This window comes from Sphingobacterium puteale (assembly GCF_003627955.1).
Classification (GTDB): Bacteria; Bacteroidota; Bacteroidia; order Sphingobacteriales; family Sphingobacteriaceae; genus Sphingobacterium; species Sphingobacterium puteale.
The window spans coordinates 366696-384997 of sequence record NZ_RBWS01000006.1; the positions used below are offsets into that span (position 1 = coordinate 366696).

Below are 18302 nucleotides of genomic sequence, written 5' to 3' on the forward strand. Positions count from 1 at the left end.
CATGAAAACTATTGTCCATTTCGCAGTCGTTGTGTGTTGCTTGGGGATTCTCGGGAGCTTAAAGAGCCAGGAGCTAAGCACCATCGCCAAACAGAAACCTTTTCGGTTTGATGGAAATCTGGAATTTCGAAGCATGTTTTACCATGCATCAGGTATTGCCAACCGTATGGAGCCGCTGAACTATCTGATCAGTGGCAGTCCGACGATTTCGTTATATGGATGGAGTATTCCATTTAGCTTCACCTTGAGCAAAAAGCAGAGTTCCTTCCAACAGCCTTTTAACCAATTCGGTCTCAGTCCGACCTATAAATGGGTGACGCTACATGCCGGCTACCGCAACGTCACTTTTTCGCCCTACACCTTAGCCGGACATACCATTTTGGGGGGCGGTGTGGAACTGAACCCGGGCAAATTGCGTTTTGGCTTGATGTACGGGCGCTTAAACCGGGCTACGGTCATTGATACAGCATCCATGTCTCTGGTACCTTATTCCTTCACCCGTAAAGGATTGGCCGTAAAGCTAGGCTATGGTACCAGTGCAAATTTCTTTGACCTAAACCTGCTCCACGCCAAAGATGATAGCAGTTCGGTAGCGGATCTGATTCCCAATGCTGTTCGGAAAGTGACACCAGCAGCCAATACTGTCCTGGGCTATGGAACACGCTTTACACTTTTTAAACAGCTTTATATTGAAAGTGACGGTGCGGTAAGTTTGCTCACCCGTGACATCAACTCGACCCTGTCCTTAGACTCCATAAGCGATAAGACACTCCGAAAGCTCGGTAGACTATTGGACATCAATGGGACTTCTGAATGGTTTTTGGCATTTAACGCAGGTATTGGCTATCAGGCCAAAAACTATGGGCTGAAAGTAAACTATCGTCGTGTGGAGCCCGGATTTACCTCGATGGGCGCCTATTACTTTACCAACGATGTTGAAAATCTGACTATCATGCCCAACTATAGTCACCCTTCGGGCAGATTTCGCTTGAATGGAAGCCTAGGAATAGAGCAGGACAATGTACGCTTGCAAAAAGAAGCAACCTCCAAACGTGTCATCGGTACAGCGATGGTAACAGCCGAACTGACAAAACAGCTCGGCATTGATCTTAACTTTAGTAATTTTTCCAATAATCAGAAACCCAATACGTTGCGCTTTGCGGATTCTCTTAAAATTGTGCAGACCACCAGAACCCTGGGGATCATGCCTCGATTCACCATCTCGAGCCCGAAAAGGGTGCAGATGATCTTGCTGTCGATTAATTTCAATAGCATGAATGACTACAACAGCTATTTTGACGCAAATAATTCTCCCAGTAGGGATATCAACTCGGGTCAATACCTGCTCAACTATACTTTGTCCTTGCCACTGGAGAAATTAAGTTTCAATGCCAGCCTGAGCTATACTAATCTAAAATCGACGGGCAATAAAAATAGTTATAGGGGAGTATCGGGCGGAGCTACCTACTTGATGGCCAACAATAAACTCAGCGCAGGCACTAACCTAAGTTACCTCAAGGGAAACAGCAATGGCGCAAAAAGCGATATCTTCAACGGCTCGCTCAATTTATCTTATGCCATTAACAAACTGCAAAGTATCCGGGCAATGGTCTACTTTACCAATAACAATCCCGGTTCGGCCGTGACGGGCGTAAACCCTTCATTCTCGGAGACCCGGGGCGAAATTGCTTACCAATTGAATTTTGGATTATGAAATCGATCGCATCTATCAGACGAAATGTGTTGATCCTATTGGGATGTTTGCTGCTATGTGGTATGGCCCAGGCGCAGATACAGATCACATCGCACGTGTTGCCTCCTTATCTGAACCGTATTGCAGACTATTCCTCGCGGCCCGAACTGATGGTGGTGACCGTGACCAATACGTCTACAGTGGAGCTGTCCATACAGCTCACCGCAAGGGTAACTGGAGATAATGGGATTTCGGCCTGGGTAAAACCGGGCTATCGTAGCCCACGCCCAATTATTATCGGCGCGGGACAGACCGTCAATCTAAATGGAAATGACATTGCTGCCCTATTTGATATTAACAAAATTGACTATACGGGTATCAGCCGTGCAGATATGAATCGCGGGGTCGGCCTGTTAGAAGGTAACTATACGCTCTGTATCCGTGCTTTACAGTATAATACACTGGAACCGATCAGCCCAGAGCAACCATTGGGTTGTACGAGCTTCCGAATTTCGGATCTGGAGCCACCACGTATTATTAGCCCGTTTAACGAACAACGGGTCGACGTCAAAGGGGTACAGGCGCTTCCTATTACCTGGACTACGCCGCCGGGATCTTCGCCGTTTATCCAATACAAGCTACGCATTGTCGAGGTTATCGTCCCACGTAACGCAAATGATGCCTTTTTGTCCAGCAGACCTTTATTTGAGGAAACATTAACGTCAAATATGCTGTTGTATGGTCCTGCGCACCCTGCTCTTATCCCAGGAAGGCAATATGTCATGGGCGTGCAGGCCAGTGATCCAACGGGAAAATCAACGTTTCGAAACCGGGGCTGGTCTGAAGTGACCTCCTTTATGTATACGGGAAATATGATTGCCGCGCCCCAGATCGTGAGTCCGGAAAATCAAAGTGTTTTTAAGGGCGAAGGACAGTTTAAAGTGGTCTGGAACCCCATCGTCAACGCTGCGCCAACAACATCGTATACCGTTAATTTTTATACCACCGCCCCAAATAAATACACTAAGCAAAACGATGCCGCACGGCCGATGTATACGACCAAGATCGTCGGAAAAAATGAGCTACTCTACGATTTTGTGAAGATGCCAGTCCTTAAAAAAGGAGAACGCTATCAGGTACAAGTCATTGCCAGTGATCCCACAGGGCAACAAATATTTGAAAACCAAGGCAAGAGTATCCCCGTAGATTTTGTCTTTGATGCCAAAATACACCGCGATACAACCATGATCAAAGGAAGATTGGCCTACCAATTTAAGGATGATCCTAAAGGACATGTTTTCCCGGTTGCCAATCAAAAAGTTTATCTCTCAAAAGTATATGCCCGGGTTGCTCAAGATAGCAGTGGTGTGGTGCAAAAAACAGAACTTACAGGTAATATTGCCAACTTCTTCAATCAGGAAGATGTTTTCGGAGGACAGTATGTGACGACTGATAAAGATGGAAATTTTGAAATACCTTGTTTCTTTTCGTCCCAAGATAGCAGTGGTCTGATACCTGAGGACAAATGGTCTGCCAATATAGGGAATCAGACTGCTGTGATGCCTGCCAGTATACGTTACTATCTGGAAAACATGAAAGGCAAAGTAGGCCTGTATTATAAAGTCGCGGTGCTCAATCCGCATTTTAAAGCGAGCAATGAATTGTTTTCTTTCAAATCGGGTGGCGAACAAAATGTCAACCAGATCACATTAGATGCCAATGCATATAGCCTAAAAGTCAATGTGCGAGAGATCTTCAATAACCTCAAGGGTGATTATGTTGAAAATGCCAAGATCAAAATCTATCGGCAAAAGGCGAATAAAGAAAATCCAAGCTATGGAATTCCTCGCTATGAAGGTGATCTCTTGAGCGACAAGGACTACGAGGAGGCAATCCAGGGGGATAAGATCTTGATTGCCGAACGTACAACTCCACAATTGAGCGATAAGAAAAACGGCAATGACGCATATGTGACCATCAATTCGCTGTTCAGAAATTTGCCTTCAGACAGTTATAATTATAAGATTGTCTTACTGGATGGAAGCACTGTATTGCGGGAAGTCTCTTACGGTACGATTGCAGAAGGACTTCATGTCAGCCAAAATCAGCTCAATAACAATCTTAAGCTGAATAATATAGATATGGTCAGTTATAGCAATGGAAAGTCTTTTACAAATGCTTTAAATTCAGATGAAGTAGCGACAGCAAAGGTAAAAACTGCGGCCGGAAACAGCCTCAAAGGATCCAGCAAACAAGGCAGTGCGATGGCCACCATGCCCGGAAATATCGCGGCGGCTAAGCCGGGAATTAATCTTGGAAGCAATACAGCCAAAGGCGGTTCACTTTATGGAAATGGAATCACAAAAAATATCCTCAGCAAGGACAAATGGGCAGATTATCGGTACAACGACCGTTCGGACGAGGCTTTGCTGACACTGGAAAAGGAATTAGCTGTGGCCCCGCGCACCAAATTGACCGGCAATTTAAAATATGCATATAAGAATCGCTCAGGCTTACCAAAACAGCCTTATGCAAATATGCCGTTAAAACTGGTGGTCACCTATGATTTTGTAGAATCGAAATCTACTGTTAACAATTCAACGACCACCGCTGGCGTACAAGGGCTATTATCTCCAATAGGAAACTATTACAGCAGTGTGAATACACAGTTGGCCAGCTTTGGGTATGGAAATTTTGCCAAAACCGAAGTCGTCGATAAGGGAACATCCATTTATGGTGGCGGCAATAGTGTACAGGACAACTATAAAGTATTACAAACGGTCATGACGGATCAAGATGGAAACTTTGAGTTTGATTTTCCAAATGCGGATATGGCCGGACAATTTGTTGAGGGCACGCTCACAAGGGGCAATGGAGACCTGTTAAGTAGCCGGGAGGGCAAATTTAGACGAGTCTTCCGGTTAGTGCCTGATGTCGCTTACTATTGCGCGCCAGATGAAGCCATTGTGATACAGCCTTGGGAAAGCAAAGATATAGGATCCTATACTTCTTTTGTAAAAACCCAAAATATTCGAGTGTTGGTTGAACGTGTCGATCGGGCAGAGCAACCGCAAACTGCAACTGCTTTTGCCCAGGTGCCAGTCAATCTTTATTTTGACCTGAGCAATAAAGACCATCGTTATATGCCAAGTATTCCGGGGCTGGACAGAAACACCAAAAAGAATATCAATACTGCGACACCCAATTCGGGCTACAATAACTCTGCGGCGCCACTGGCTTCGGCAGCCTCGGTGATAGCTATCAATCAGCTCGCCACGAGCTACACGGCTAATATCGGCGCCAACTATTCAGGGCAGTCGCTCAATAATGGTGTTGTGGCTGCCTCAAGCAACCCATCCCTAGATAATCGCTATCAGCATGTACTGATGCGCGAGGGTGATCTCAGTAACAATGATGGTTACATTGAGTTTAAAGATGTGCTTCGCCCGGCTACCAGGGATGCCGCTGGCACATTGAGCTACATTTTGGAAGCAGATGATCGGGGCCGCGAAAATAATGCCGCCTTTTATAAGGACTATTTCCTGGGTAAAACACATGTATGGACCAACCGTAGGGTAGCCGCTGATGGACCTCAGGGTATTGAAGGTTTTATACCCGGGTCTGAGATTTTGTTTAACAAGGATTTTAACCCGGATGATGTGGTTAACTATAAATTCAGGCTGGTTCCTAAGTCAACATTGATCCGGGGCCGGGTAACCGACGACTTTACCACCTTGGGGGTTAAGGGTGTACAGGTCAAAGCAAGCGTGATTTTAAATGGAAAATCGTATAATAACCAGCGTTATAATTTCCTTTTTGAGGAAGTGACCAGCACCGACGATAATGGTTACTATTCATTCCCCACATTAGAAAAACGGATCGAATCTTTCAACCCGGAAACCATCAATTCAGGAACGGTCTCAACTCAGACAGCCAATCTGGTCAAAATACTGTATGCGCCGGGATACGAAAAACAGCAGGTGGACATCGGCGCTCTTGAGCCAGGATTGTCGGGGCGCCAGATTGTGCGCAACTTTGCCATTAAACCGCTGGGAAGAGGCTCTTATGGTTATGTCATGGATGCCGAGAATAACGCTCCTGTTACCGCAAGGGTCAAGCTGAAAATGAATGGAAGATGGGTGGATACGGAAGGTGCCGCAAGCAGGAAATCCGTTGGGGCAACGTTGAATCAGGCCTCAAGTCAATTTGCCCTGAACAATTTTCAAACCTTGGTCAATCAGGCTGTACGCGATAAAAAAGAAATATCGTTTGGGACCAGCGGCAGCAAGATCCAATCATCCCAAAATGGAAAAGGCGAAGTCACCACCACGCTATTTATCACAAGTAAGGCAGATCTGAATGCCGGAATTGTGGCTGCGGCCACACAGTCCAAATCAAAATTTGGAAACCGGGTCAATTTTATTTACTCGGGAACAGCAAAGGGCGGCAATACACTGATCGCTCCGGATGTCAGCAAAGAAATTCAGTCTCTTGGTTCTGTTGGGCCACAATTGGTTATGCCATATCAGCGTTTTGAAATAGATCTTCCAACGCGACCTGACTCCATCATGATCTTGCCTTATGATCCTGCTTATATGCCGAGAACTGTGGCTGTATTCGCTCAGGAACCTCATACGGATCTAGGGGATTTCAAGCTGACCCGCAGAAAACACCGCATCAACATTGTCGTCAAGACCAGCGATGGTGCGCGGGTGACTAATGCCAAGGTGTTTATTGAAGGTGCCGGTGATGATTTCAAACGAACGAATATCCAGGGCGAGGCGCGGTTTGAATTTGTCAATAATTCGAAGACTAATTTCAACGTATTTGTAACCAATGACATTGCAAAATATAGCCCTAAGGGCAAGGACAATAATCCAGATGAACTTGGTGGAATCGGTCCACAGGGGACCATTGCTTTTATGCCTACCAGTCTCAACAATGTCAATAGTGAAGATGATCAGGTCCTTCGTACAGTGGTCGTCGAAGTGGAGCGGGCCAATCTTCTCCACGGTAAAGTCAGCTTAGCAGCAGATGGAACGGCGCTTCAAGGAGCACGTGTCTATCTGGAACAGGGGGCAGGTGCGAACTCCGAAAGTGAGACCGAGACCGATGTTAATGGTAAATATTCCATGTTGGTTCCGCAGCTAAAATCGGTAAGTCGATCGATAACAGGTAATTCGCTGAAAATCAAGGTGACGGCCAGTTACCATGCGCAAAGCCGCACTTTTGTTGGCGAGAGCAAATCGATCAGCATTCCAAAAGATAGCAAGGAGCAACAGCTGGATTTTCAAATAGATGAACTCCGCGATATTGACATCAGTCAGTTATATGGATTTAACGTTCGAATCAATAAGTTGGAGCAACAGAACGATGGGGGATATCTCGTTTCTGGTAACCTGGTCGACCTGCCGTTAAACTCAGACTTCAGAGGCGATAAGTTTGCCGGTCAGGAGCCGAACCTAACGTTTAAAAATATCGTCCTTAAGAAATCAGGCTTTGTCAATAATCGCCAGATAGCGAAAGCGGTGCCGGTAGCAGAAAGCATTGACCTGTTGGAAAAAAATATCCGGGTGGCTGCATTTTCGTCATTCAAAGCACAACTACTGGGTACCGACCAATTTATCCGCCTACGACGTGGTGAAAATGATACGACAGGTTCGATCATGGGGAAAGTTCGCATTATCGACAACTCGTTCAATTTTCCTAGCAGTTATATGACAATTAGCAATCAGGATTTTTACCTGGGTAATTATGCTGCGGAAAGTGCATCTAAAATGAATATTGAGGTCTTCAAATCAACTACAAATATCAAAGGACGGCGGTATGCGATCAGCAAAGACCTGGGTAGGGCGATCGAGTTCAAGTATCTGGGTTTTGAAGGCGAAAGTGGCATCCAGGGAGCTAGGGAATCCTATATGCAAAATGATAGCATTCATCTTTTCCTTACTTTGAAAACGACGATACAGGGCAATATTCCTTTGCGTATAAATGCGGGACAGGCCATTATTACCAAAGATATGCTGTTACCGATGCGGAGTCAAGAGCCTCTGGAATTTCAGCTGGAAAAATGGAAGGTGCAAAGCAAGTCATGGGTGTTGGCCCCTAACTCTGGTGGCATCGTGCTGAATGATGGTAAGATATTTACCAATAAGGCGGACCTGAATATGCGGAAAATGAGCATAATCCCAGGCGAGCTTATTTTTGACAAAAGCGATAATATCTCACAGCAATTGACTGTGGGTGGCAAGGCGAATATACCGCTGCACCTCAATCCGGGTACAGAACTTGTATTCTCCTATGACGCGGACGTAGGCAATATTCCCGGAAAAGGGCATTTTAAATTTACCCTACGTAATGACAACGGGGAAGCTGCATTTTTGGAAAAACTTCCAGGAATGACGCATCGGGGGGATCGCATTCAAATTGGATATATGGCGGTATTGAGTAATGATGAGGAAGTCTTTGGCTTTAGTCAATCTGCCAAAGCGATTACTTTGCAAAGTCAATTATCCTTTACTCCAGGTTCCTTCTTCAGTAGACCGGATGGACTTACGATGAATGGTACTGTCAACTTGCACTTGCCCAAGTTGTTGGACAATATCAATGGCACCATTAGTTATACAGCAGGCGAATCCGGTACACCTCAATTATCCATTGCGCCATTGAGCTTCTCTTTTACCGGCGATGGAGGAACGCGCTTTAAAACTGTTGCGGCAGCAGGAGGACAGCTGTTTGGTGGTCGTGGATTAGGGATTGCGGGGATGATACAGATGCCGGGAACGGATATCGGCATCAAAGCGAATCTCATCAGCATGGTCACATCTTCAGTTCAAGGAACCGGAAACACTGGCGGAGTCGCTGGGGATGCAAAAGTTTTCGCAGAACAGGTTGCTTCACAGGCAGCGGACGAGGCCAAGAAGCAAGCGGAAATCGTAATTGGAGCGTATCGGAAACAGGGAGAGGAATATGCTGCACAGCTCCTGGATGAAGTCATGCAGGATGAAAATGTGCGTGAAAGCCGGGAATTTATTGAGAATCAACTCAAGAGTGCCAACAACACCTACAACGAGCTGATGAAGCTGGGTGAAGACGGAAAACAATATTACGATCAGATCGCTGCTAAAATGCGACTGGCAGGTGCTGGTATGAATGCTGTCAATTCTATGATCGACGGTAATCCTATTGGCGGATTTCTGCAGCTTAATGGGGTTTTGCGTGGCGCTTTAGGTATAGATATTGTCGATGTGGCCAAGCAGAAAACCAAACAGGTTGCCATGCAGGCTGTTAAAGCAATTCAAGAGGAATTACCCGTTGATAATCTGGCTGATGGTATGGCACAGAATGGCGGTGGTTTCTCAGGAGCCAAATTTGATTATGACTTTAAAACCGGACGTATGTTTGGGGCACTGAGCATGCCAAGATTGGTGGCAGGAGCTGTTATCCTGAGCAAGGTAGAACTTGAAATGCTCTTTGAAAAAGAAGGCTGGTATTTCTTTGCCGGTGCAGATGTCCTGGCGCCGGTACCGCTGATCTTCCCCTTGGCTGTGGGCATTGGCATTGGAGATCATAATGTAGTCACGCCACAGATGGAAGCGAAGTTTACGAGCCAGTCTTACGTCAAAAAACTGCCGCGTATATTTAAGGAAAATGGCTTCCATGGATTTTTATTCACTGGAAGGAAGGACATTATTCCAGAGACGCATTTTGCGGTCAATTTTGTTGTAGCCGATTTTGAGGTGGGTTTTGGTGCAGGCTTTGATGCGCGGATCTATGGCAGCTTTAACAAGGCAAATCAGGAGATCGGAGTCGGAGCGATGCTATTTGCTCATGCTTACGCGAGAATGGCTGTCTTGGGCGGTGTCTGTGGCGTGAGCGGTTCGGTGGATGCGGAGGTGGGCGTAAAGGCTAAATTTGCCAATACTGGTGGAAATCCGAGCTTTCAAGTCATGGGCTGTTTCTCGGCCAATATTGGAGCGCGAGTCTGGTGTGCCTTTGTGGATGAAAGCGTCAACATCGGTGTCATGGGCAAACTGACCCTGTGTGCTGGCTCCAGTTGCAATAAAGGTGTTGAATTTGAATTTACCAGAAATAGTGGATCTTGTAGCAAAGATCCGGACTTCGATTACTAGAAAACGGAATTATGAAACGTATTGTATGGCTTCTTTGGTTATTGCTTTTAAGCATTCCGCTGTATCCGCAGCAGGCAAAAGTGACAATGATTGGCACACCAAAGGGAATTTATATTGATGTCAATGACCTGGAAATGGCCAAGAAGGGCTATGTTGTGCTCCGTAAAGGATCCGGGGAGGACGAGTTTGCGCTGATCAGGCACATTGTCGCCCTCCAATCCATAGCCACTGTACAGCAACGGATAAAAGAGCTGCTGTTTATTTTTCCAGAATCGGGGAGCCTATCCGATAGTTTGGCGCAAAGTTTATGGCAAGCCTGGGAGGATCCCCTGAAACAACAGCAATACCTGAGCTTGCAAATTCCCCAGATCCGAATCGGATTTGGTCTGGGACTTATCGATACCACTGCAGTATTGGGTAAAGATTATAGTTATAAAATTGTCGCTGTAGATGGCAGTGAATATAATGCCAATATGACCTATCGTCTACCCAAAGTGGATTTCTCAGCGATCAAAAGTATTGAGGTTGATCCAGGTGAGGCGTTTCCGATTCTCCGTTTTAGATCTGCAATTGGCCAGGCCGCACCACTGTTTGACGTGTTTAGGCGAGTGCGGGGCTCGGGTTCTGAGTTTAGACCGGTGTACAGCACGCGGGGTATCAGTGGCAATAGCCAAAATGATTCGATTATTTACTACCTGCAGGATACGACTGCATTGCAATCTGTGCGATATGAGTATTGTCTGATCGGCAAGGATCTTTTTGGCAATCTGGGCACAAGTTCGGATACCGTTAGTTTGCAGGTCGGTGGCTTCCGAAACATCAATAGAGGGTTCAATGTCCGAACGGCAGCGATCGATGGTGGGATTAAGATCTATTGGGAGCCTCTGGAGCAACGCTATGCCTTACAGAATATTCTCTTGTACCGGAGCGATAATTACGATACAAACTATCAACTGCTGGCTACTGTTCCTGTGACAGATACAAGCTATATTGACCAGTCCGTTCGCGCTGGAAAAAGTTATTATTATCAATTGGTCATGCAGGGCGAATCTGGTGTTTCCTTTCCGACGGCACGGGTTTCGGGGATTGCGACAGGCATCGTCAATATCTTGCCGCCGACCCGTGTTCATGCCTATATGAAGGAAAATTTGCCAGCGCTGGACTGGCAGCATATGGACAGTATTAATGTGGCCGGCTTTTATATTTACCGAAGTTTTGATGCAAACGGAAAACTGAGCCAAATCAGCAATTTTATTCCCTATCATGCGGAGCAACAATCTTATCACTATCAAGATAGCTCGGCCACGATCGGCGATGTGATCAGCTACTATGCGATTGCGGCCGTCTCGCATACGCAATCACTGAGCCCTTTGTCTGAAGTCGTAAAACTGTCCATCCCCAAAGGAGCTAAAATGGAGATCGCCGCCCCAAGACAATTGCGTTATCTCTGGTTGGACAGGGAAAGGATTTCCATCACCTGGTACGATATGGAAAAAATCTTAAACGGCGTCAATTATTATCAGGTCTATCGGAAGTCAAAAGACGAAATTTCATTCCCCACAAGCGTATTTGCAAAGGTGGAAACCAATGAATTTGTGGATACTTTAAGCCAAGCCGGTTCTTATGATTATGCGATACAAGTGGTGATTGATTCGGCCAGAACAAGTGCGCTGAGTAGTGCGATCCAGGTTGAAAAAGTAGTTGATAAGCCCTTAGCTCCTTTAAAAATTCGGTTATATATGGCCGATGATTCCAAGTTGCTTATTCAGTGGGATCGAAGTGCAACAGCGATGAAGGCTTACAATATCTACCGGAGTGCCGGCAAAGCTGATCCGGAATTGGTGAAGACAATACCAGGAAGTCAATTTGAATATCTGGATGCGGAGATTAAAAAAGATAATATGTATTACTATTTTGTCACCTCAGTCGACAGCAATAGTATAGAAAGTGAGCGCAGTCAGTTAGTTTTTTACGGGGAATAATCTGGCGAATTTACATTGGGCCAACGTATATGGACACACTATTGCGCTCCGGGGAGCGGGGATGTTATCATAGCCGTCTTTGCTGGATGTCTTTGCCAATGTCGTCGCTAGAACGTCTTAAATCCCACCCGGATCGCTTTCAGGCCGATCAGCCCCTGTAGATCTTCGACGTCAAATTTCTCGATATCATCCTGCAATAAGCCTTTGTGCTGAAGTAAATTGATATAACCCAAGTACTCTGTCTCTTCGTGTAGATGCGAATAGACAACCACCAATTTCCCCTTTTGGGTAATGCGTTCTGTTGATCCTTTGATCTTCGCTTTGTCGATACGTTTTTTTGCGATCTCATAGCGTACATTGTAGGACCCGTCGATATCAAACTGTTTTTCGTCCATTTTGAAACGGATGGAGATCGGAGTTGCAAAGACTAGAATTAGCGAGGTAACCTCCAGCTGATGTGGTAGTTCAGGCTGGAGCACTCTAAACTGACTTTCCATTTCACACATGACCTGCAGTTGCCATAAGCGTAAATTTTTGAGGTAATAGAGTTCAAAGTTTTTGTCCGGTGCAATGGACGCTCCTATGTACATGTTATGCTCGATACCATCTGTTTTGTAGCGCTCGTAATAATGAGGAAAGTATTCTTGTGCTTCCAGTTGTTTTTCATCAAGAATAGTCACCAGCTTTTTATTGATCAGAGTGATGGAGTCGTCATAATCACGACGGGCCTCGTAGAAACCACCTATACCGAGATTTATGCGGTCGAAATAGGCATTGATATCAGCAAGAACCAGGCTATCTTTATTGTTTTTTCTAAAATTCTCGAGAATAGGATGCATATCCATATTCATCTGATCCAGCATGGTCTGTTCGGTATCGGTTGACAATGAGAGGTTAAGTGCCGCAAGATTACGTTGGAGATCAAAGACTTTTTGTTCAAACAAAGGCAGTTTGTGCGTCTGATTTATCTTGGTGAAAAGTGCAATAAGATCAGTTGTCTGATGGATCAAATCCTCCTTTATCGCGTGATTCCGGGATTCGGAGGAACCTTGAACATCAATCTGCCCATAAAGCGGATAGACGTTTTCAAATACTATTTCCTGAAGACTATAATCTTTTCCAAAAGCCCTGTTATTGAGATAATGTATAGCCTCCTCCTGAAACCGCCATTTGACACTCGGATGAATAGAGGTATATTCTCTTTGGATAACTGCCTCAATCTGGTTTTCGGTTTCGGAAAATGCTTTAGAGACCTTGTCTTTGATAAAGGGTAAGATGAAGTTGAGCTTATTGGCATTGACCGAATTCAGCGCACGGATTTTGGACGAAGACATTTCCAGGATACCTAGAACCTTGTCCTCCTGGATAAGTGGGGCAAATATAAAACTCTTCACCTGCTGCTGTTTGAGCTTGTTGATAAAGAATGATTTTTTGGGGTCTGCAACGGATAACTTATCGATATCAGGTACCACCAACAGTTCTTCCTTAGTCAGCATGCTTTCTAGGGTTTCATTGCACAGCATTTCTTGGCATTCAGCTATGGTCGAATCATATAAAAGGTGGCTGTATAGCTGTTTTTCTACAATCCGAAGATTGTACTCTTCCCGTACTTTTTCAAAAGAGGTCAATCCAATGCGCAGGTCAGCTATTTTGTAGATAGACCGGAATATTTCCTGAATTTCATCCAATTGCACTTTGGCATCATCGCGCAACAGGTTACTCTTGAAGCTGGATACAGCATTTTCAGTTGTTGCATCAAAGAGGGTCATGATCGAAAAACCTTTCAAGATCCAACTGTTTTCGGGGAATTTGGATTTCCACAGGGCAATATCCGAAAAATTATCAATCAGTTCGATGATATCTTCCTGCGAAAGGGGGACTGCCCGCTCAGTGGGAATAATATCCATAAAGTCTGCGTTGAACAGTACCCGATAATGGTGCATGATATTATTTTTGTCGGGGATGTCCAGGAAGATGGGCGCATCCATCGCATCAACGGGAATACCATAGTACATACTGATGATGACGCAACAATTTAATATATAATAGCTGTCTTCGGAGACATCCCGGAAGCTGAAGGTGTAATGGTCGCCGGCATCGCTGAGGATCTTTGCCAACCGCTCAGTATGATTAAAGGTGTGCAGATGAAAGGGGATCGTAATGGCCTTAATTTCGTTTTTTGTCAATGAATACGGGAATAGATCCGCCAACAAAACCTTAATCACAGACTCATAGCGTTGTAAATCGGCTACTTTTTCAATACCTTCGGTAAGTTCCGGATATTTTTTGATCTCTTCCAGCAACGAGCGCGCATAACTAGCCTGAAAATCGACTTCAGACAATGCTGTCTCTTCCAAAGTGGGGATAATCTTGTGGAATGCGATCAGGGTCTTAAAAGGACTGGTACTAAAGCTGAAATTAAATTGCATAGCGCTTTTTCTGACTAAATTAGATTATTGTTGGAAGACAGACAAAAGTATAAAATTATCGTGTATTGAGCAGTTATTTTTTAACAAATGGCATTGCTTTTACATCTGGAACAATGTCCTGGCTCCGTAGCTATTGAGATATGTGAGCATTCATTTATTGCATTTCGTCAATAAAAAAGGTAAATTTGGGTCTGTTGACGAAATTATATCCATAATGTGCAGTTAGCTGCATTGTTATCCATTGTAGCTGGAGTAGTAAATGTTTGCCCTGCTCAGCATACTCTATGTAATTTCCTTTTTGTTAGGGGCATTTGTCGCCAACACGGCAATGGAACTCACATCAAGGGGAAGAGCACATTTTTCATATAGTGTACCCATCAGTATTGAAATTATGCTGCTTACATTTGTTTCGTTTTTTAATTTCCCCGGTGCCAATAGTTCTGTCTGGCTGTCCTGCACGCTTTTGCTCGCTATGGGATTGCAAAATGCGCTAGTAACAAAGATATCTGGCTCCGTCGTTCGCACAACACATTTAACTGGCTTGTTTACGGATTTAGGAATTGAATTGTCGCAGGTAATTTTCTATAAGAAAACAAATGAACGCAAGCGTTTACGACGAGGCATTCTCCTTAAAATTATCATCATTGGAGGCTTTTTCTTTGGTGGTATTATAGGTGCATTTATATACGGTTGGCTGGGGAGAAAGACCTTACTGTTGCCTGTAACCGCTTTGCTGATTGCGCTTTGTTATGATCGTTTACTGCTCGGACTTTATAGGCTAAAGCGAAGGCAACAAGATCATACTGGTAAACCAAGCGGAAGTTCTAAGTGAAAAATACCCTAATACGCTGAACTATTTTGTTTGGCTTTGGACTGGCATTGACAATTCCAAAGCAGGCGGGACTTGATACGTAACCGATAAAAAAGACCGAACGTACAAAAGTCATGACGGTAGCCCAGTATATTAATGCCTTTGCTTTACTGCTCCAATTGGTATTATCTCATTTGGGAGTGTAACTCGAACTATGTCATGGGATTAAAACGGTGTTTTTTCACAAAAGCAGGCATACATCATTCCCCCATAAGCAGATTTTAGTTCAGCCATTTTTGTAATATTGTTATAACCTAATTTAATAAATAATCTCTTTAATTCTAAAAAGGCTATCGGATTGGGTACCCATCGGTTAGCAATGCTTTGTTCATATTCAACTATTATAAATCGTGGTGTAGATGCAAAATACTTTTCTAGTTTAGTGATAAGATTTCCTTTATCCTTTACGAAATGTAAGGTGTTTGCCATAAGTATGCCGTCTAAAGTTGTAATTGGTAAATCATCCGAAACAAAATCGGCTTTTTTGAAAATCACGTTGATTTGATTGCCCATTTTCTCATTAAGCGTATACAGTGTTTTGTCGATACCAATAATACTGCTTTGCGAAGGCAACATGTTTGCCAAAGCTTCTGTAAAAACACCACTGCCACAACCCAAATCAGCCCAATGCTGTGGTACAGATTGGGCTGAGAATTGTGAAAATGATTGTAATAATTTCGTATATTTATCCATTAATAAATTGCCTGTCCAATATCCAATCGTTCAAATTTTCCTTCTGTATTTTGATGAAATTTAAAGTAGGTTTTGAAATCGCCCCAGCTTTCTGTATGAAAATTTCCATAGATATCCAACCCATTATTTTCAACCTTATCAATGCTTGTAAAACGTTCGTGTCCGCAAGCCTCTTTTACGAAATTTGAAAAATCACGAGAACTGCCATCATCAGTCAACTTGGGATTAGCAATGAAGAAAGATATAAATGTTTTGCTATCTCCATCTTGCCACATTTCCAAAGCCTGTTTAACTTTTTCGTTTGTAATTTTTGATAAATCCATATTTTCTGATTGAGCATCGTTAATTAACAGTACAAACAATTTGCCTTTGTCATTGTTTTAGGATTACTATCTTGTCGTATAGCCACCATTTGCAAAAATGGTTTGACCTGTAATCCACCAACCATCGGTTACTAAAAACTCAACTAATGGTGCAATGTCTTTAATATCTGTTAAACCACCTAAAGCTGAAGCCGATTTGTGATAAGCAACCGCTTCTTCGCTTTCTTGCCCATAGAAAAACGGAGTATCCATTGGTCCGGGAGCAACCGCAGTTACAGAAATTCCACGATCTCCAAATTCTTTGGAAGCTGCCCTGGTAAAATGTTCTACAGGCGCTTTCATTCCTTCATAGGTAGAATAAAAACCTGTGTATGCTGCCAACAATGAAGTTACTATAGTACAAATTTTCCCGTTATCATTCAGTTTTTTACCTGCTTCCTGAATAAAGAAATAAGCTACTTTCGAATTGATGTCACTCATACTGTCGTATTCTTCTTCTGTAGTATCTACAAAAGGTTTTTTCAAAACCTTTCCAACGGTATTGATAGCAATATCAATTCTTCCGAATTTTGCCAAAGCTTCATCAAACAGCTTGGTTATGTTTGTTACATCGGTAAGGTCGCCTTGCACCAAAATGGCTTCGGCTCCTGCAGCGTGCACGTCTGCCAATGTTTTTTCGGCATCGGTTTTTGTACTCTCGCTGTTATAATGAATAACTAATTTTGCCCCTTTAGCTGCAAAATCGCGGCTCAATAAGCCACCTAAGTTTTTTGCACCACCTGCAATTAATACTACTTTTCCGTTTACATCGTTTCTTGCCATAATTTAATTTTTTTGTTTCAACAAAGTTCTGAAATGCAAATAGGTATATTATGGTGAACTTTACGGAACTTTTACTTTTTCTTTATTCTTTTTCTAAAACTACCTGGTGTTTCACTTGTCCATTTTTTAAAAAACTTGGAAAAATTTGAAGCATCGTATGTTAATGTCATCGCAATTTTAGCGATAGAAACATCGCTATTGGCCAATAGTTCTTTTGCTTTGTCTATAATTTTAGCATCATAAAAATGACAAGGGTGATTGCCTTTTTCTTTGTGAATGGTATCTGTAAGATGATTATGTGATACAGCAAGCTCACGAGCTATCTGGTTCAACTCCATAAATTCTGATGCGTTACCATTAATCACGTCATCAATGTGTTTGTCTAAAAAGTCGAAATATTGCTTGGTAATTTCTACACTGCGTTTTTCTTCTTTATTTAATTTCTCTTCCATTACACTTTTTAGATTGATATCAACAAATAAAATTCAGCAAACAAAAATAAATAAACACGGTGAGCTTTACGGATTTTTATTCGATGTGACTTGAGCATATATTCTGTAGTGATATCAATACCTGAATGATCTAATAATTTCGAAAATTGTTCTATCTGCATACCGTTGTTTAATGCAATTGGTAATAGTTCCTGTCTTTACTTGTCTTGTCTTAAACTTCTAGCTGGTTTTTAATCTGCAAAATTATATAGAATGACTACTTTTTGAGTGGGTTATACTTTAATAATACCACGCCATTTGATAATACTTTATGATCAGCTAGTTCTAAATGGAAAAGATTAAAATCTTCCGGGAAAAGAGAATCCCCTTTTCCAATAGACACAGGAACAATCACCAGCTGAATTTCATCAATGAGACCGGCACTTAATAGTGACTTTACAAGTGAAATACTGCCCCATATAATTATGTTTTTTTCTTCGTTCAGCTTAAAAGATTTAACGAAGTTGACGGCGTCTTCTGCAACCAGGGAAATATTTTCGCAGTTACCCCAATGTACTTCTTTTAATGAGCTGGAAAAAACTATTTTTGGAATCCTGTTCATAGCGGAGGCAACCTTGCTATTCTCGCCGCCAGCATCTGGCCAATAGTTCGTAAACATTTTGTATGTTTCCTTGCCAAGAAGAATAAAATCAATACTTTCTATAAGTTTCTCCTGATAAGGTATTAATTCATCTCCGACCATATTATAGGTGCCATCAAAAAAACCTGTGGTTTTTTGTCTATCGGCACAAAAACCATCTACAGATATAAATTCCTGAACAATAAGTCTTTTCATAATCCACATTTTTAGAACATTACTAACGGTATCTAGGAGCGATCTTCAAAAGGTCAATCGTCCATATTAT

The 18302-nt window shown here is 43.2% G+C and carries 10 protein-coding genes; 4 read left to right on the top strand and 6 right to left on the bottom strand.

Features of this window, described 5'->3' with window-relative positions; genetic code table 11:
* Window position 1 precedes the first annotated feature (1 nt).
* The 3 genes from D7322_RS08945 to D7322_RS08955 are packed head-to-tail and all read left to right on the top strand — an operon-like array spanning window position 2 to window position 11807.
* The gene (locus D7322_RS08945; protein WP_147430344.1) at window positions 2–1714 is read left to right on the top strand and encodes a hypothetical protein; all 1713 of its coding nucleotides are present in this window, start codon (window positions 2–4) and stop codon (window positions 1712–1714) included.
* On the top strand, window positions 1711–9825 hold the full coding sequence (locus tag D7322_RS08950; protein ID WP_121123358.1) for a hypothetical protein: 8115 nt from the start codon (window positions 1711–1713) through the stop codon (window positions 9823–9825). The genes D7322_RS08945 and D7322_RS08950 overlap by 4 nt, the downstream gene beginning before the upstream one ends.
* Before the next feature lie 11 nt (window positions 9826–9836).
* Window positions 9837–11807 (top strand): fibronectin type III domain-containing protein, encoded by a 1971-nt coding sequence (locus tag D7322_RS08955; protein ID WP_121123360.1) that lies wholly within the window; start codon window positions 9837–9839, stop codon window positions 11805–11807.
* Window positions 11808–11914: 107 nt separating this feature from the next.
* Here D7322_RS08955 and D7322_RS08960 read toward each other — a convergent pair whose 3' ends face one another.
* Window positions 11915–14236, bottom strand: a complete 2322-nt coding sequence (locus D7322_RS08960; RefSeq protein ID WP_121123362.1) for a GAF domain-containing protein — start codon at window positions 14234–14236, stop codon at window positions 11915–11917.
* Window positions 14237–14495: 259 nt separating this feature from the next.
* Here D7322_RS08960 and D7322_RS08965 point away from each other — a divergent pair, with 259 nt between their 5' ends.
* Window positions 14496–15068, top strand: coding sequence for a YoaK family protein (locus D7322_RS08965; RefSeq protein ID WP_121123364.1), 573 nt, complete (start codon window positions 14496–14498; stop codon window positions 15066–15068).
* Window positions 15069–15272: 204 nt separating this feature from the next.
* On the opposite strand, the gene D7322_RS08970 is transcribed toward D7322_RS08965, so the two are convergent.
* The 5 genes from D7322_RS08970 to D7322_RS08990 all read right to left on the bottom strand — a co-directional run bounded on the left by D7322_RS08970 (window position 15273) and on the right by D7322_RS08990 (window position 18232).
* Window positions 15273–15800 carry a class I SAM-dependent methyltransferase gene (locus D7322_RS08970; protein ID WP_121123366.1) on the bottom strand — a complete coding sequence of 176 codons (528 nt, stop codon included), beginning with the start codon at window positions 15798–15800 and terminating at the stop codon, window positions 15273–15275.
* Window positions 15800–16123 (bottom strand): hypothetical protein, encoded by a 324-nt coding sequence (locus D7322_RS08975; protein WP_121123368.1) that lies wholly within the window; start codon window positions 16121–16123, stop codon window positions 15800–15802. The genes D7322_RS08970 and D7322_RS08975 overlap by 1 nt, the downstream gene beginning before the upstream one ends.
* Before the next feature lie 66 nt (window positions 16124–16189).
* Window positions 16190–16945, bottom strand: coding sequence for an SDR family oxidoreductase (locus D7322_RS08980; protein ID WP_121123370.1), 756 nt, complete (start codon window positions 16943–16945; stop codon window positions 16190–16192).
* A 71-nt stretch (window positions 16946–17016) separates the two neighbouring features.
* Entirely contained in the window at window positions 17017–17397 is a 381-nt protein-coding gene (locus tag D7322_RS08985) for a helix-turn-helix domain-containing protein (protein WP_121123372.1), read from the bottom strand.
* Between the two features lie 256 nt (window positions 17398–17653).
* Window positions 17654–18232 (bottom strand): dihydrofolate reductase family protein, encoded by a 579-nt coding sequence (locus D7322_RS08990; RefSeq protein WP_183078653.1) that lies wholly within the window; start codon window positions 18230–18232, stop codon window positions 17654–17656.
* Window positions 18233–18302 lie beyond the last annotated feature (70 nt).

What these genes read in the sequence shown, in the direction of transcription:
- D7322_RS08945 (WP_147430344.1), top strand. Translation starts at nt 2, where the DNA reads ATGAAAACTATTGTCCATTTCGCAGTCGTTGTGTGTTGCTTGGGGATT.
- D7322_RS08950 (WP_121123358.1), top strand. Translation starts at nt 1,711, where the DNA reads ATGAAATCGATCGCATCTATCAGACGAAATGTGTTGATCCTATTGGGA.
- D7322_RS08955 (WP_121123360.1), top strand. Translation starts at nt 9,837, where the DNA reads ATGAAACGTATTGTATGGCTTCTTTGGTTATTGCTTTTAAGCATTCCG.
- D7322_RS08960 (WP_121123362.1), bottom strand. Translation starts at nt 14,236, where the DNA reads ATGCAATTTAATTTCAGCTTTAGTACCAGTCCTTTTAAGACCCTGATC.
- D7322_RS08965 (WP_121123364.1), top strand. Translation starts at nt 14,496, where the DNA reads ATGTTTGCCCTGCTCAGCATACTCTATGTAATTTCCTTTTTGTTAGGG.
- D7322_RS08970 (WP_121123366.1), bottom strand. Translation starts at nt 15,800, where the DNA reads ATGGATAAATATACGAAATTATTACAATCATTTTCACAATTCTCAGCC.
- D7322_RS08975 (WP_121123368.1), bottom strand. Translation starts at nt 16,123, where the DNA reads ATGGATTTATCAAAAATTACAAACGAAAAAGTTAAACAGGCTTTGGAA.
- D7322_RS08980 (WP_121123370.1), bottom strand. Translation starts at nt 16,945, where the DNA reads ATGGCAAGAAACGATGTAAACGGAAAAGTAGTATTAATTGCAGGTGGT.
- D7322_RS08985 (WP_121123372.1), bottom strand. Translation starts at nt 17,397, where the DNA reads ATGGAAGAGAAATTAAATAAAGAAGAAAAACGCAGTGTAGAAATTACC.
- D7322_RS08990 (WP_183078653.1), bottom strand. Translation starts at nt 18,232, where the DNA reads ATGAAAAGACTTATTGTTCAGGAATTTATATCTGTAGATGGTTTTTGT.